The sequence below is a fragment of the Solimonas fluminis genome, from assembly GCF_002930645.1.
GTDB classification, from domain to species: Bacteria; Pseudomonadota; Gammaproteobacteria; order Nevskiales; family Nevskiaceae; genus Solimonas_A; species Solimonas_A fluminis.
In genome coordinates, this window is the sequence record NZ_PSNW01000002.1 from 264,550 (window position 1) to 279,579 (window position 15,030).

At 70.6% G+C, this 15,030-nt stretch carries 14 protein-coding genes; 6 read left to right on the forward strand and 8 right to left on the reverse strand.

The annotated features are described in order from the left end of the window. Positions 1 to 18: 18 nt before the first annotated feature. Together eutC and C3942_RS05035 are read right to left on the reverse strand one after the other, a co-directional pair. Positions 19 to 783 (reverse strand): ethanolamine ammonia-lyase subunit EutC, encoded by a 765-nt coding sequence (gene eutC / locus C3942_RS05030; protein WP_104229268.1) that lies wholly within the window; start codon positions 781 to 783, stop codon positions 19 to 21. Further along, entirely contained in the window at positions 780 to 2,156 is a 1,377-nt protein-coding gene (locus C3942_RS05035) for an ethanolamine ammonia-lyase subunit EutB (protein WP_104229269.1), read from the reverse strand. Before C3942_RS05035 ends, eutC begins: the two co-directional genes overlap by 4 nt. Positions 2,157 to 2,223: 67 nt before the next feature. Here C3942_RS05035 and C3942_RS05040 point away from each other — a divergent pair, with 67 nt between their 5' ends. Beyond that, positions 2,224 to 3,063 carry an NYN domain-containing protein gene (locus C3942_RS05040; RefSeq protein ID WP_104229270.1) on the forward strand — a complete coding sequence of 280 codons (840 nt, stop codon included), beginning with the start codon at positions 2,224 to 2,226 and terminating at the stop codon, positions 3,061 to 3,063. Here the strand turns inward: C3942_RS05040 and C3942_RS05045 are convergent. Continuing rightward, a complete protein-coding gene (locus C3942_RS05045) occupies positions 2,978 to 3,301 on the reverse strand; it encodes a hypothetical protein (protein ID WP_104229271.1) in 324 nt (107 codons plus the stop codon). The genes C3942_RS05040 and C3942_RS05045 overlap by 86 nt on opposite strands. A 139-nt stretch (positions 3,302 to 3,440) precedes the next feature. Beyond that, complete coding sequence (locus tag C3942_RS05050) at positions 3,441 to 4,067, reverse strand: YceH family protein (RefSeq protein WP_104229272.1); 627 nt, start codon at positions 4,065 to 4,067, stop codon at positions 3,441 to 3,443. An 87-nt stretch (positions 4,068 to 4,154) separates the two neighbouring features. Here C3942_RS05050 and C3942_RS05055 point away from each other — a divergent pair, with 87 nt between their 5' ends. Next, positions 4,155 to 6,104: an alkaline phosphatase D family protein gene (locus tag C3942_RS05055; RefSeq protein ID WP_104229273.1), complete on the forward strand. Its 1,950-nt coding sequence runs from the start codon at positions 4,155 to 4,157 to the stop codon at positions 6,102 to 6,104. Between the two features lie 127 nt (positions 6,105 to 6,231). On the opposite strand, the gene C3942_RS05060 is transcribed toward C3942_RS05055, so the two are convergent. The 4 genes from C3942_RS05060 to C3942_RS05075 all read right to left on the reverse strand — a co-directional run bounded on the left by C3942_RS05060 (position 6,232) and on the right by C3942_RS05075 (position 10,745). Further along, positions 6,232 to 7,380 (reverse strand): alpha/beta fold hydrolase, encoded by a 1,149-nt coding sequence (locus tag C3942_RS05060; RefSeq protein ID WP_104229274.1) that lies wholly within the window; start codon positions 7,378 to 7,380, stop codon positions 6,232 to 6,234. Between the two features lie 111 nt (positions 7,381 to 7,491). Next, entirely contained in the window at positions 7,492 to 8,355 is an 864-nt protein-coding gene (locus tag C3942_RS05065) for a M23 family metallopeptidase (protein WP_104229275.1), read from the reverse strand. Between the two features lie 50 nt (positions 8,356 to 8,405). Then, positions 8,406 to 9,587: an SAM-dependent methyltransferase gene (locus C3942_RS05070; protein WP_207765976.1), complete on the reverse strand. Its 1,182-nt coding sequence runs from the start codon at positions 9,585 to 9,587 to the stop codon at positions 8,406 to 8,408. Between the two features lie 48 nt (positions 9,588 to 9,635). Next, positions 9,636 to 10,745: a PQQ-dependent sugar dehydrogenase gene (locus C3942_RS05075; RefSeq protein ID WP_104229276.1), complete on the reverse strand. Its 1,110-nt coding sequence runs from the start codon at positions 10,743 to 10,745 to the stop codon at positions 9,636 to 9,638. A gap of 370 nt (positions 10,746 to 11,115) precedes the next feature. On the opposite strand from C3942_RS05075, the gene dacB reads away from it, so the two are divergent. From dacB to C3942_RS05095, 4 genes are all read left to right on the forward strand, one after another. After that, on the forward strand, positions 11,116 to 12,546 hold the full coding sequence (dacB, locus tag C3942_RS05080) for a D-alanyl-D-alanine carboxypeptidase/D-alanyl-D-alanine endopeptidase (RefSeq protein ID WP_165797325.1): 1,431 nt from the start codon (positions 11,116 to 11,118) through the stop codon (positions 12,544 to 12,546). 140 nt (positions 12,547 to 12,686) lie between these two features. Next, positions 12,687 to 13,433, forward strand: a complete 747-nt coding sequence (locus tag C3942_RS05085; protein ID WP_104229278.1) for a hypothetical protein — start codon at positions 12,687 to 12,689, stop codon at positions 13,431 to 13,433. A gap of 46 nt (positions 13,434 to 13,479) precedes the next feature. Continuing rightward, positions 13,480 to 14,037, forward strand: coding sequence for a redoxin domain-containing protein (locus C3942_RS05090; RefSeq protein WP_104229279.1), 558 nt, complete (start codon positions 13,480 to 13,482; stop codon positions 14,035 to 14,037). A gap of 117 nt (positions 14,038 to 14,154) precedes the next feature. Next, positions 14,155 to 14,601, forward strand: coding sequence for a CBS domain-containing protein (locus tag C3942_RS05095; protein ID WP_104229280.1), 447 nt, complete (start codon positions 14,155 to 14,157; stop codon positions 14,599 to 14,601). The last annotated feature ends 429 nt before the right edge of the window (positions 14,602 to 15,030 follow it).

A 15,030-nucleotide genomic window follows, 5' to 3' on the forward strand; every position in this document is an offset into this window, starting at 1 on the left:
TACGCACGCTTCGCGAGGCTACTCGGTGTGAACGGGATGAAGGGGCGGCGGGTAGGAGGCCGCACTCAGTGCTTCGAGCTTCAACCCCACGCCCGTCACCCGCCGGCTCCGCGCCTCGTCCAGCAACCACGCCAGCGTATCCGCCGCCCGCTGCACCGACAGCCCATTCGCATGGATGTTGGAAATGCAGTTGCGCTCCGAATCCGCCCGCCCCAGGCGCGGCTCCCAGGTGAGATAGACGCCCAGGGAATCCGCCACCGACAGGCCCGGCCGCTCGCCCACCAGCACGGCGACCAGCCTCGCCCCCAGCGCCTCGCCCACCTCGTCCCCCAGCGCCACCCGCGCCTGCTCCGCCAGCACCACCGGCGCCGCGCGCCAGCCCGGCAGGCGATGCAGGGTCTCGTGCACCAGCGCGGCGGCGTGGCGGTTCACCGCCTCGGCGGAGAGTCCGTCCGCGATCACGAAGGCCAGGTCCCAGTCGCCGCGCGGCAGCAGGGACCGGTCGCTCTCGCGCACGCGCCGCCCCAGGTCCGGCCGCCGCAGGTACTGCGCGCGGTCCTCCACGCGGCTGTGCACGCGCAGGCTGTCCAGCGGTGCCAGCGCCGCCGCCACGGCATCGAAGTCCGCGCGTCCGTGGACGGCGTCGCGCGCGCGGCTATGCGCGGCCTGGAACTCCAGCACCGCGCGCGTCGGCAAGCCGTCGCCGCTGCGGCCCAGGCCGATGCGCGCCGGCGTGGCGGCGCGCAGGCGCGCGTAGGGATCGGCGGCGACCTCGTCCGTCATGCCAGCATCCGCTGCATCACGCGCTCGCCCGGCGGCGCCAGCCGCCCCTGGGCATCGAGCAGTTCCATGCGCTGCAGCCAGGCCTCGAACTCCGGTGCCGGCCGCAGCTTGAGCAGGTGGCGCAGGCCCAGCACGTCATGCCAGGACAGGCTCTGGTAGCCCAGCATCACGTCGTCCGCGCCCGGCACGGCGATGACGAAGTTCACGCCGGCATTGGCCAGCAGCGTCATCAGCGTGTCCATGTCGTCCTGGTCGGCTTCGGCATGGTTGGTGTAGCAGACATCCACGCCCATCGGCAGGCCCATCAGCTTGCCGCAGCAATGGTCCTCCAGCCCGGCGCGGATGATCTGCTTGCTGTCGTAGAGGTATTCGGGCCCGATGAAGCCCACTACCGTATTGACCAGCAGCGGCGAGAACTCGCGCGCCACCGCATAGGCACGCACCTCCATGGTCTGCTGGTCCACGCCGTGGTGCGCATTGGCCGACAGCGCGCTGCCCTGCCCGGTCTCGAAGTACATGACATTGCCGCCCACGGTGCCTCGCTTCAGCGACTGCGCCGCCTCCATGCCCTCGCGCAGCAGCGCCAGGTTCACGCCGAAGCCCTGGTTGGCCGCCTCGCTGCCGGCGATGGACTGGAACACCAGGTCCAGCGGCGCGCCGCGCTCGATGGCGCGCAGGCTGTTGGTGACGTGCGCCAGCACGCAGGACTGCATGGGGATGTCGTAGCGCAGCCGCAGCTCGTCCAGCATCTGCAGCAGGCGGATGGTATCCGGCACCGAGTCGCTGGCGGGGTTGATGCCGATCACCGCATCGCCCATGCCGAACAGCAGGCCGTCGAGGATCGAGGCGGCGATGCCCAGCGGATCGTCGGTCGGGTGATTCGGCTGCAGCCGGCAGGCCAGGCGGCCCGGCAGGCCGATGGTGCTGCGGAAGGCGGTGACCACGCGGCACTTGGCCGCCACCGCGATCAGGTCCTGGTTGCGCATCAGCTTGCTGACCGCCGCCACCATCTCCGGCGTCAGCCCCGGCGCCAGCGCGGCCAGGGCCTCGGTGGTGGCGGCATAGGACAGCAGCCAGTCGCGGAACTGGCCCACGCTCATGCCGGACACCGGCGCGAAGGCCGCGGCATCGTGCGTGTCCAGGATCAGGCGCGTGACCTCGTCGGCCTCGTAGGGCACCAGCGGCTGTTCCAGGAATGCACGCAGCGGCAGTTCCGCCAGAACGTGGCGCGCGGCCACTCGCTGCTCGTCGCCCTGCGCCGCCAGGCCCGCCAGCTCGTCGCCGGAACGCCGCGGCGAGGCGCAGGCCATAAGCGCCCGCAGGTCCTCGAAGACCCAGGTCCTGCCGTTCAGCGTGATGCGGTAGGCCGACATGCTCGTATTTCCAAGCATAGCCCTTGCCAGGACATGCGATCATGGGCGCCGAAGCCGGAGAACGACCGTGGCCGAAAATCCCGCCCGCATTGCCCTGTTGATCGACGCCGACAACGCGCCGGCCGCCAAGATCGACGTGATCCTCGCCGAACTGGCCAAGTACGGCGTCGCCAACATCCGCCGCGCCTACGGCAACTGGACCAAGCCGGGCCTGAAGCGCTGGGCGGACCAGCTTCATGAGTACGCGATCCGCCCGGTGCAGCAGTTCGACCTCACCAAGGGCAAGAACGCGACCGACGTCTCCATCGTGATCGACGCCATGGACCTGCTCTACACCAGCCAACTGCAGTCCTTCGCGATCGTCTCCTCCGACAGCGACTTCACGCCGCTGGTGATGCGCATCCGCGAGCGCGGCCTGGAAGTCTACGGATTCGGCGAGAAGAAGACGCCGGAGCCCTTCGTGGCGGCCTGCTCGAAGTTCCTCTACCTCGAGAACCTGGGCGAGGACAGCAATGTCGCCGATGCCGATGCGCCGAAGGCGGTGCCGGCGAAGAAGAACACCACCCAGCTGCGGCAGGACAACAAGCTGGTCGCGCTGCTGCGCAATGCCGTGGAAGCGGCCGCGGGAGAAGACGGCTGGGCTCACCAGGGCGCCGTCGGAGGCGTACTCAAGAACCAGGGTTCGTTCGACCCCCGCAACTATGGGTACCGCTACCTCGGCGACCTGATCGAGGCCACCGGCCTGTTCGACCTCGAGCGCCGCGGCAACAACGTCGTGATGCTGCGCGACAAGCGCGCCGCGAAAGCCGCCAAGGCTGCCGTCACCTCAGCGACATCACGTACTTCTGCGTCTCCGGCAGGCCAAAGGCCGAAGCCGTCGACGGAGCCGCCATCGTCGGACGCTTGACCGGCGTGGGCTTGGCCATGCCGGCCGTCAGCGGCTCGACGAAGCCGAAGGCCTGCAGTTCCGCCATCAGTTCCAGCGCACCGGCACCGGCCGGGTGCAGGCGGGCCAGCTTGGCGATCGGCTTCTCGCCGTCGGTCGCAATCAGCAGGATGCGGAGCGCCTGTGACAATCCGGCGGCCCTGCTGCGGATCTCCTCCCGTCCTTTCTCCGTCTTCACGTAGATCGTTTCGGGGTTCATGACTGTTTTCCTGTACCGGGCCCGGCTTGGGCCCTGTGACGTACTTCGCAAAAAGCGTGCACAAACTGGACGATCGTCCGATTCCCGCCCGGAAATCGGCTCAAGTGCCTGTAGGTAAAAGGATTACAGCCGACGCCGCCTACTTGATCAGGGCTTCCAGATCGGCCAGGCGGGCTTCCAGTGCCTGCACGCGGGCCTCCAGCGCCGCCAGGGCGCCCGGATCGGGGCGGGCGGCGGGCACTTCGGGCTCGGCCCATTCAGTGCCGGCGGTGTCGCCGCACAAAGTGTGGGCATAGCGCGCCTCCTTCTGGCCCGCCGCGCGCGGCAGCAGGACCACCAGGGGCTGGGCACGGTCGGCCAGGTCGTTGAGCGCCGCGGCCAGGGCCTCGCCCTCGGTCGGTCCGCCCAGGCCGGAGCCGTTGGCGCGCAGCTCCGCCAGCGTCTGCGGGCCGCGCAGCATCAGCGTGGCCAGGATCGCGGCGGTCTGCGGCTTGAGCAGCAGTTGCGGGCTGAACTGGTGCCGGTACTTCTGCGCGCGGGCGCTGAAGCTGTCGCGCGCCACCAGCTTCAGCTCCTCCAGGCGGTTCAGCGCATTGCCCACCTCACCCTCGGTCAGGCTCATCACCGGGCTGCGCGAGGTCTTCTGGTTGCCCGCCAGCATGATGGCGTTGACCGTCATCGGGTAGTACTGCGGCGTGGTGATGGACTTCTCCACCAGGGAGGCGAGCACGCGGGCTTCGGCGGGCGACAGCAGCAGTTCGGACATGGGAAATCTCATCTAACGGGCCGCGATGTTATACGGGCGCAAGCGGCGTCTGGTATATGGCCCACAAAGAAATCTCCGGGGGGAGACATGGGCACCAGACGGGAGTTCCTCAAGCAGGCCGGCGGCGTCGGCCTGGGCCTGGGGACCGCCGGCCTCGCCGGCTGCGGTGACAGCGATCCGGCGGGCGACAGCGGCAACGGCGAACTCACGCCCGGCACGGTGCCGCCGCCGGAGTTCGACTTCCCCACCGGCAGCCTGCTGCCCTTCGCCCACGGCGTGGCCAGCGGCGATCCGCTGGCCGACCGCGTGATCCTGTGGACGCGCATCACCGAGCTGGAGCCGCGCCGCGGCGGCGTGGAGGTGACCTGGCGCATCGCCCGCGACCCGCAGATGCGCGACATCGTGCGCAGCGGCAGGCAGGCCGCCGTTGCCGCGCGCGACTGGACCGTGAAGGTGGACGTGACCGGCCTGGAACCCGCCACCACCTACTACTACCGCTTCGAGGCGCTGGGCGCCCACTCCATCACCGGCCGCACGCGCACCGCGCCGGCGGCGATGGCCGGCGAGGTCCGCGTGGCCGTGCTGGCCTGCTCCAGCTACTGGTCCAGCTACTGGAGCGGCCTGGGCCACCTGGCCGCGCGCAACGACCTGGACCTGGTGATCCACTGCGGCGACTACATCTACGACTTCGTCGACGAGGACGAGACCGTGCGCGCCCGCCGCGGCCGCGCCGACACCGCCGACGTGGACTACCGCGACTGGCTGAACCTGGCCGAGATCCGCCGCCGCTACGCGCTGTGGCGCAGCGAGCCGAACCTGCTGCGCGCGCACCAGCAACATCCCTGGTTCATCGTCTGGGACAACCACGACATCGACGAAGGCTTCGGCAACGAGCTGCCCACCGGCATCGACGGCGGCAGCTCCACCGCGACGCTGGCCGACACCACGCGCGCCTTCTGGGAATGGACCCCCTCGCGCCCGGTGCTGGCCGACGGCAGCGGCCGCTTCCTGCTGGTGGACGACGGCCGCTACCCCGAGCCGCCGGATGCGAAGCTGGTCTACCGCGCGCTGCCCTACGGCCCGCTGCTGGACATCTATGGCGTGGATACGCAGATCGGCCTGCCGGGCCACGGCCAGGAGATGGATGCCTCGCACCTGCCGGAGGGCGCCCCCAGCCTGTTCGGCCGCCGCCAGTTCGAGTGGTTCACCGGCGAGATGCTCGCCTCCGCGCAGCGCGGCGTGACCTGGCGCCTGGTCAACAACCAGACCTGGATCGCGCCCGCCGACACGCCGGACGTGGTGGAAGGCGTGCCGCTGCCCAAGCTCGGCATCTCGCGCTGGAGCGACTACACCGCCGAACGCGCCGCGCTGTTCGGCTACCTGCGCGGCGCCAATCCCGCGGCCACGCGCGTGCGCAACAACGTCTTCGTCTCCGGCGACGTCCACGGCAACTGGGCCTCGGACCTGGTGGAGACCAGCACGCTGCTGCCGCCGGGCCTGGGCCTGGCCGCGCCCAACCCGCGCGGCGGCTCCACGCCCGACAACCTGCTGGCCGGCTGGGGCCGCGCACTCACCGGCAACCTGCCGGGCGTCAACCTGCGCGCCGATTCCGTCGGCGTGGAGTTCGCCCCCAGCTCCATGGGGCGCGGCGGCGCCGACGAACTGGTCGCCAACGCCCTGGGCTCCGCTGCCGCGCCCGCGCTCAACGTCGCCGCCGCGCGCCTGCTGGAGCTGGCCCTGTTGCTGGCCAACAACGGCTGCCGCTACGTCGAGTGGGTGGACCACGGCTACGGCATCGTCAGCCTCAAGCCCGAGCGCGCGATCTTCGAGTGGTGGTGGCAGGACAAGCTCACGCCGGGCTCGCCGGACGTGCTGGGCTACCAGATGGTGACCTTCAGCGAGGAGGACGCTCTGGCGCTGCCGCCGCGCTTCCCCGACCAGATCGACAGCGTGACCGCGCATGGCATGGCGGTGGAGGCCACGGTGGGCGAGCGCACGGCGGAGCCGGCGCCGGAAGGGATGCTGCTGGAGGCGTAGGGCTCGTCCCCGAGGTCGAAGCCGTTCATGCCGAGCTTGTCGAAGTGCGAATGCACCGCCGGCGGGCCCCGGTTTCCGCCCACCCTTCGACAGGCTCAGGGCAGGCGGAAACCCAGGGGCTCGGCGTTCACGTCGACCGCGCCGCCAGCCAGTCCGCCACCTGCGGCCAGATGTGCAGCGGCGCCTTGCTGCCGCCGAGGATGCCCATGTGGCCGCCCGGCACCTCGATCAGCGTCTTGTCCGGGCTGCGGGCGTGCTCGAGGATCGGGTGCGTGCAGCCGGTGGTGACGATCACGTCCTCGGTGCCCGCCACCAGCAGCAGGTTGGCGTCGATGTCGCGCAGTTCGGCTTCGCAGCGCTTGATCGGCAGGCGGCCCTTGGCCAGCACGTTGTCGGCCCAGAGGTACTGCACGATGTCCTGCATCACGCCGCCCGGGTAGGCCACCATGCCGTCGAGGAAGGCGCCGTTGGTGGCGTGGTCGCTGACGAACTCGCGGTCGTGCAGGTTGCGCAGCAGCTCGAAATAGCCCTGCAGGCTCGCCACCGGGTTGGTCAGCTTGAAGGCCAGGCTGTTGGCCCAGCCCGGCGAACGCCACCAGCGCGGCGAGGTGTTGTGCGGGCGGAAGCCCGTGCGGTCGCGCAGCCAGCGCAGCTGCTTCGACAGGCGCTGGTACTGCAGGCCCAGCATGCCGTTGTTGTGGTAGTCGCAGGGCGCGCCGACCAGGGCCAGGTTGACGATGTCCGGGTCGCGGCTCAGCGCGGCGTAGGCGTAGGAGAACAGGCCGCCGAAGCTCCAGCCGTGCAGCGACAGGCGCTGGCTGCCGCTGTGCGCGCGCACCTGCGCCAGCATCTTCGGCATCAGCTCCGCCACGTAGGTGCCGATGCGGTATTCGTCATGCCGCGAGTCGGGGCGGCCCCAGTCGACCAGGTACAGCTCGAAGCCGCGGGCGCGCAGGTAGCGCACCAGGCTGCGCTGCTCGAACAGGTCGTAGATCAGCATGTTGACCGCCAGCGGCGATACCAGCACCAGCGGCACGGCATGCGTCTGGCGCTGCACCGGCACGCGCTGGTCCGGCAGCTCGATCTCGTCCTGCGCCAGCGGCGGGTAGTAGCGCAGCTGCGCGATGCCCTCCCGGTGGATCACCTCGAAGGGCGTGCGCTCCGCCTGCACCAGTTCCTCGCTGCGCAGCAGGCGATCGCGCAGGTTGACGGTGCTGTGGGTGGCGGTGCGGGCGAGGCGGCGGCTACGGTGGATCAGGCGCTGGTGCAGGGGCATCGGTACAGGCGGGATGGTGACGAAGGCGCGGCAGTGTAAGGGCCCGCCGCAGGAAGGCAATTGGCCGCAGCGCTGACGGCGCCGTCAGAAAACCCTCAGCCGAAGCCGGGTTCAGCGTCCGGCCGCCGGCTGGTAGTAGCGGCCCTGTTCCAGCGCCTGCGGTTCCCCCGCCCCGGTGTCGAAACGCACCGGCAGGCTGCGGCGCGCATAGCCCGACAGCGGCTTGTAGACCTCGAAATGCAGGTGGGGCCGGCTGGAGTAACCCGTATTGCCGGAGTAGCCCAGCACCTGGCCGGCGGCCACCGCCTCGCCGGGCTCCACCACCACGCCGTGCTGCCGCAGGTGCAGGTACCAGCCCACCGTGCCGTCGGCATGCACCACCGCCACGTAGTTGGCGTCGTCGGCATAGTCCCGGGTGGGCCCGCCGCGGTCCGAGTCCGCCCGGGTGGCGCAGACCACGCCGGCGCGCGCCGCCCGCACCGCGGTGCCCTCGGGGGCGGAGAAGTCGTAGGCGTTGAACGACGCCCCCTGGTGGCTGAAGCTGCCGCCGGCACCCTGGATCAGTTCGTAGTCGGCCCCCGGCGCCAGCGGCAGCAGGTAGGCCTGGGCGCCGTCGTGGACGCCGCCGGCATCGCCGCATTGCCAGCGCCACTCGTAACGGTACTTCCCACCCGCGCCGCCCGGGACGGGGCGCAGCGTGAACAGGGCCTGTTCCCGCGCGCCCTGGCTGCTGCGGGTCAGCGGCAGGCGCCGGTCCGCCTCCATGCCCTGCAGCTGCGCCCGCACCGTCACGGTGACGGCATAGGCCTCGGGACTGTCGAACAGGAAGCGCACCGCGTCGCCGTCCTTCACCGTGCGCACCGCCGGCTCGACGATCGCGGGCAGGGCCGCCTTCGCCGCCACGGGCGCCGGCGTCTCCTTGCCGCAGGCGGCGATGACCGGCAACAGCAGCAGGCAGGACAGGCGAGGACGCATGGCAGGATCGAGACGGACGGGGCGCCATTGTAGGCGCTGCTCCGCCGCGCTCAGCGGTACAGGTATTCCCGGGTCAGCGGCAGCCGCCGCCGGTCGCGTGCCAGCTGCAGGTGGAAGACCACCAGGTCCCCGTCGCGGAAGCTCGCCTCGGAAGCCTGCAGGTAGAACTCCCACATGCGGCAGAAGCGCTCGTCGAATTGCGCGCTCACTTCCTCGCGCCGCGCCTGGAAGCGCCGGTGCCATTCCTCCAGCGTGCGCGCGTAGTGCAGGCGCCAGACCTCCAAGTCGGTCAGCCAGAGCCCGCTGCACTCCACGGCCGAGAGGGTCTCCGACGCCGCGGGGATGTAGCCGCCGGGGAAGATGTACTTGCGGATCCAGGGATTGGTGCCGCCCGGACAGCACTCGCGCCCGATGGTATGCAGCAAGGCCACGCCCTGCGGCTGCAGCAGCTCCGCGACGCGTTCGAAGAAGCGCCGGTACTGCGGCCGGCCCACGTGCTCGAACATGCCCACGCTGACCACCGCATCGAACCGGCCCGGCGTGTCGCGGTAGTCCTGCAGGCGGAACTCCACGCGGCCCTCCAGGCCACGCTCCCGCGCGCGCCGCTGCGCGGCGCGAAGCTGGCCTTCCGACAGCGTCACGCCGGTGACGTGCACGCCGTGGTGCTGTGCCAGGTGCATCGCCAGCCCGCCCCAGCCGCAGCCGATGTCCAGCACGCTCATGCCGGGCTGCAGGTCCAGCTTGCGCGCGATCAGCGCGCACTTCTCCTGCTGCGCCTCCTCCAGCGTCTGGTCCGGCTCGCGGAAATAGGCACAGGAGTAGTGCATGTCCGCGTCAAGGAAGCGGCGGTAGAAGCTCTCGTCCAGGTCGTAGTGGTGGGCGACGTTGCGCCGCGACAGCAGGGGCGTGTTGATCTCGCCCAGCAGGCTGCGCAGCCGCGCCCAGCGGCCCAGGGCCGTCTGGTGCTCGCGATGCGCCTCCAGGCGCACGCCGATGCCCAGCAGGTCCTTGAGGTCGGTCCCCTCCGGCTGCCAGTCGCCGTCCATGTAGGCTTCGCCCAGGCGCAGCGCGGGCGCCATCATCACGCGGCGCAGCGCGGCGGCGCTGCGGAAGCGCAGGCGGGCACGCGGCTCCCCGGCGCCCAGCGTGAAGCGCCGTCCGTCCGGCAGTGCAAATTCCAGGCTGCCGCCCTGGAATCCGCGGGCGATGGCATCCAGCAAACCTTGCATCATGCCTGTGTGACCGGCCGGAACCGGCCAATGTTCCCTCGGCCGCGGATCTCAGCGGGCCGGGCTGACCCTCAGGATGCGTCCCTGGTCCTCGTCGGTCACCAGGTACAGGAAGCCATCGGGCCCCTGGCGCACATCGCGCACGCGCGCGCCGATGTCGTGGCGCTCCTCCCGGCTCACATGCTCGCCGTCCAGTTCCAGCCGCACGAGCTGGCCGAACTTCAGCGAGCCGACGAAGAGGTTGCCCTGCCAGGCCTTGAAGCGGTCCGCGGTATAGAAGGCCATGCCGCTCGGCGCGATGGAGGGCACCCAGTAGTGCAGCGGCTGTTCCATGCCCGGCCGCTGCTTCTCGCCCTTGCCGATCTTCAGGCCGGAGTAGTCCACGCCGTAGGTGATCACCGGCCAGCCGTAGTTGCGGCCGGGCAGCACCACGTTGATCTCGTCGCCGCCGCGCGGCCCGTGCTCGTGCACCCACAGGCGGCCGGTCTGCGGGTGGATCGCCGCGCCCTGCGGATTGCGGTGGCCATGGGACCAGATTTCCGGCCGGGCATCCTTGCGCCCCGCATGGGGATTGCCCGCCGGCACCCCGCCCTCGCGGTCGATGCGGATCACCTTGCCCAGCGTGCCGTCCAGGGCCTGCGCCTGGTCCATGCCGTCATAGCGCTCGCCCAGCGTCACGAACAGCGCGCCATCCGGCGCGAACGCCAGGCGCGAGCCGAAGTGGTTGTGCCCGCCCATCGAGGGTTGCTGGCGGTAGATCACGCGCAGCGCTTCCAGGCCCTTGTCGCCCAGCCGCGCATGGGCCACCGCCGTGCCCTTGCCGTCCGCGCGCGGCTCGCTGTAGCTGAAGTAGATGCGCTGCGTCTGCGCGAAGTCCGGATCCGTCACCACGTCGAGCAGGCCGCCCTGCCCGCCCGCCGCCACCGGCGGCAGGCCCTCCAGCGGCGCGGAGATCGCGCCCCGGCCGTCCACCAGGCGCAGGCGCCCCGCTTTCTCCGTGACCAGCATGCGGCCGCCGGGCAGGAAGGCCAGCGCCCAGGGATGTTCCAGGCCGCGTGCCACCTCCGTCACCTGCAGCGAGCCCGCGGGCGCCACCGGCGCACCGTCGCCGCGCGTGCAGGCGGCGAGCAGCAGCCCCGCCAGAAGCATCGAGCCTCGCATCTGCATCTCCTCGGGTTTACCGATCTAGGACCGGCCGGCTGCCGTTTGGTGCCCCATTCCAGTGGGGATGCCATCCATGGCGGGATCTCTGCTCCCCCGTTGATCCCCTGGGCGGCCATCCCTGGCCGCCCGTGATCCATCGAGGCCCAGATCGAGCAGGCCATCCGCAACCACTTCGAGTTCTGGAATCCTGGGGTCTGCCAACGCTACCGCGATCGCTGCGACCGCGGTAGCGTTAGCAGACCCGCAGCAGCAGCAGCCTTCGCCGGCGCGGAGGCCGTTCGTCCCGAGCCTGCCGAAGAGCCAGGCGGCCCCGGTCAGCCAGCAGAAACCTACAGTCAGAAACCTCGGGCCCATGGTAAAAATCGCCATGCGCCCCCTGATCCTGCTGCTGCTCTCCCTGGTCTCCCTCACCGCCGCCGCTGGCGATTGGCCCGCGCTGCGCCAGCTCGAGAAGACCGGCGCCAGCGTCACGGCCCTCGCCTTCGACCTGCAGAGCGGCCGCAGCCTGGCCGCGTACAACCCGCAGCAGCGCCTCAACGCCGCCTCGCTGACCAAGCTGGTGCTGGGTGCCGCCGCACTGGAAGCCTGGGAGCCGGAGCGCACGCTCGCCACCGAGCTCTACGGCAGCGGCAACCTCGTCCAGGGGCGGCTCGAGGGCTCGCTGATCCTGCAGGGCCAGGCCGACCCCACGCTGGAGCACCGCGACCTCTGGCTGCTGGCCGCGCAGCTGCGACAGGCCGGCGTGCGCGAGGTGCAGGGCGACCTGGTCGTCGGCACCGCGCCGCTGGGCCGCCCCGCCTGCGAGACCGAGGATCGCTGCAAGTTCATCGCGCGCAGCGATTCCTCCTATGCCGCGCCGCTGTCCGGCATCGGCGTGGACTACGGCAGCTGGTGCCTGGACTTCTCGCCCGCGCTGCAGCCCCGCCATTGCTCCGGCGTGGCCCTGCCGATCCCCGTGGACGGCCGCGTGGAAGAGCGAGGTGCGCGCAACAGCGCGCCGCTGGCCGTCGCCCGCAGCCTCACGCCGGAGGGAGAGCGGATGCTGATCTCCGGCACGCTCGACCCGGGCAGCATGCAGCGCGTCTATCGCTCCATGGCCGATCCTGCCGGCGGCACCGGCCAGCTCCTGTGGCAGATGCTGGCGGAGCTGGGCGTCCGCGTGAACGGCAAGATCTATCTGAGCGCGGAGGCCCTGCCCGCCAATGCCTGGCGCCTGGCCAGCGTGCAGGGCCTGCCGCTGCGCGAGCAGCTCGCGCGCATGATGCGCTTCTCCAACAACTACATCGCCGACGTGATGACACTGAAGCTCGCGCAGGAAGCGCGGCCCGGCCCGGCACCGACGCTGGCGCAGTCGGCGACGCAGCTCTCGGCGCTGGTGGTGCGCGCACGCCAGGCCCTGGGCGACGGCGCCGTCATCGCGCCGCCGCTGTACAGCGGCAGCGGCCTGACGCCGGAGAACGCGCTCTCCGCGCGAGACCTCGTCGCGGTGCTGCGCGCGCAGTACCTGAACCCGCGCAGCTTCCCCGCGTTCTACGCCGGCCTGGTCGTGCCCGCCGACTCTTCCGGCACGCGCATGCGCGAGGGCAGCCAGGCCTGGCTGACCCGCACGGCCTTCAAGACCGGCACCATGAGCGAGCCGCATGCGGTATTCGGCATCGGCGGCTACCTGCGCAAGCAGGACGGCGGCTGGATCGCCCTGGCCGTGCTGGTCAACGGCACGCCGGGGCAGGCGCTCAATTCCCGCGAGTCGCTGAAGTACATCCGCGCCGACGTGGAATCCCTGCTGGCGCGCTACTGAGGCCCCGGCGCCTTCCGCAACCGCTCCCATATCCAGGCATGACCCGGCCCCGCCTTGACTTTAATAGTTAGGACTCCTAATTTACTTCCTATCGGCACGGCCCCGCCGGGCTGCCACGGAACAGGACGAGGAGTCGGGTCATGAAGCAGAGCACCGTTGTGAGTTTCGCCGCCGCGGCGCTGTTGGCCTTCGGCAGCGCCCAGGCCCACGAGGGCCATGCCGGCGGCATCCAGGCGCAGCCGGCCAAGGCCGTGAACGCCGATTTCGACATCGTCCACGCCAAGGTCAGCGCGCAGGGCCGCGTCGCGGTCTTCCACATGGCGGTCTCCGGCAAGGCCGGCAAGACCCGCCCCGCAGCCACCGGCAAGCTCGCCGGCAGCTCGGTGTTCTCCTACGTCTGGCCGACTTCGATCGATCCGTTCGAGGTCGGCTTCGACAAGGGCGCCGGCATCCTGGCCCTGGCCGTCACCGCGCACCCCGACTTCGACGACACCCCGCTCTACGACGAGAACGGCGACGGCAGGCTGGATAACGACGGCAACCTCTGGCACAGCCACTGGGTGGTGCTGAAGCCCACATCCGCCTGCGGCAAGGACGCGCTGGCGGTGGTGGACATCCCGGAGGGCCAGAAGCCGCGGCTGCCCAAGACCTGGCCGGGCCTGCCGATCCTGATCGACAGCCCGGGCTGGGACCCGACCTTTGCCGGCGACACCGTGGAAGTGCGCGTGCCCTTCGACAGCGAGGGCGTGATCGGCCACGCGAAATTCGACGGCGTCACCGCCGGCCTGCGGGTCAACGCCAGCGTCCACGCCCCGCTGCTCTGCGTGGCCGACGTCTTCAAGCTGGCCTCGGGCGACCTGAGCCTGCCCGGCCAAGTCAATCGCTGACCCCGGGCCGGCCGCGATGCGGCCGGCCTCCCCACCGGAGCTGCACATGAGCCAGCACAATTTCCCGCAAGCGGCGCCGGAATGGCAGGTGGACGCCTGGTTCAACACGCCTGTCCCGCTGAGCCTCGCCGCGCTGCGCGGCAAGGTGGTGGTGGTCGAGGCCTTCCAGATGCTCTGCCCCGGCTGCGTCGCCCACGGCCTGCCGCAGGCGCAGCGCGTGCACCAGGCTTTCCCGCGCGACCAGGTCGCGGTCGTCGGCCTGCATGCGGTCTTCGAGCACCACGCGGCGATGACGCCGGTGTCGCTGCAGGCCTTCCTGCACGAGTACCGCATCGACTTCCCGGTCGGCGTGGACCGCGCGGACCAGGATTCGCCGATCCCGCAGACCATGCAGGCCTACCGCATGCGCGGCACGCCCACGCTGATCCTGATCGACGCCCAGGGCCGCCTGCGGCAGCAGTACTTCGGGCAGGTGGATGACCTGGTGCTGGGCGCGGAGATCGCCACGCTGGTGGCCGAAGCGGCGGCGCCGCGGCGCCCCTCCGGGTCCCTGCCGGGCCCCGCGGGCTGCGACAGCGGCCGCTGCGAAGCCGGCGCGGCCTGAGCCCGCGACCGCAGGCCGGGCACGGTGCTTGCCCGCCTGTCCGGGACGCCATGCACGGCAGGAAGCAGCCGCCCGCAGGCCGCGCTGCAAGCCCTCTCAGTCCCAGGAGACATCCAGATGAAGATCAGCGAATACATGACGCGCGACGTCCGCACGATTTCCCCCGATCGCAGCATCCGCGAGGCCGCCCAGGTGATGTCCGCCCTGGATCTCGGCGCCTTGCCCGTGGGCGAGAACGACCGCCTCGTCGGCATGATCACCGATCGCGACATTGCAGTACGCGCCGTGGCCGAAGGCCTGGACTGCGAAACGCCGATCCGCCAGGTCATGACGCAGGACGTGAAGTACTGCTTCGAGGACGAATTCGCCACGCACGTCGCGGACAACATGGGCGAAATCCAGGTGCGGCGCCTGCCGGTGCTGGACCGGAGCAAGCGCCTGGTCGGCATCGTCGCCTTGGCCGACCTGGCCTGCGGCGGCGTCGGCACCAAGCCGGTGAACCGCGCGCTGGCGGGCATCTCGCGCCAGGGCGGCCAGCACAGCCAGACGCCGCAGGCGCACTAGGAAGCTCTGAAGAAGTTACCGTTCGCCCTGAGCCTGTCGAAGGGTGTCCGGTAACGAATGGACCGGCCTTGGAGAAAGGCCGCCCGTGCTTCGACAGGCTCAGCACGAACGGACTTTTTCAGGAACAGGATTCTGCAAAGCGAAAGGGCGGCCCTGGGGCCGCCCTTCTTTTCCGCTTCGCCGGGGCGGGATTCCTCCCGCCCCGGCGCCTGCTCCGGCGTGGCGCTGCCACCCCGGCTGTCCCGGCTCATTGCGCGCATGGCCGGGACGCATCGGTCACCACACCGCTCCCAGGCGACTTGTGACCGCCTGGGAGTCGAGGAATGAGAGGCTGGAAATGACGGCACCGTATGGCGTCATGTATTAAGTCATTCCCAGCCGGCGAAGTGGCTGAATGCTTTGATTTGACAGGGTCGATTGTTCCCAATC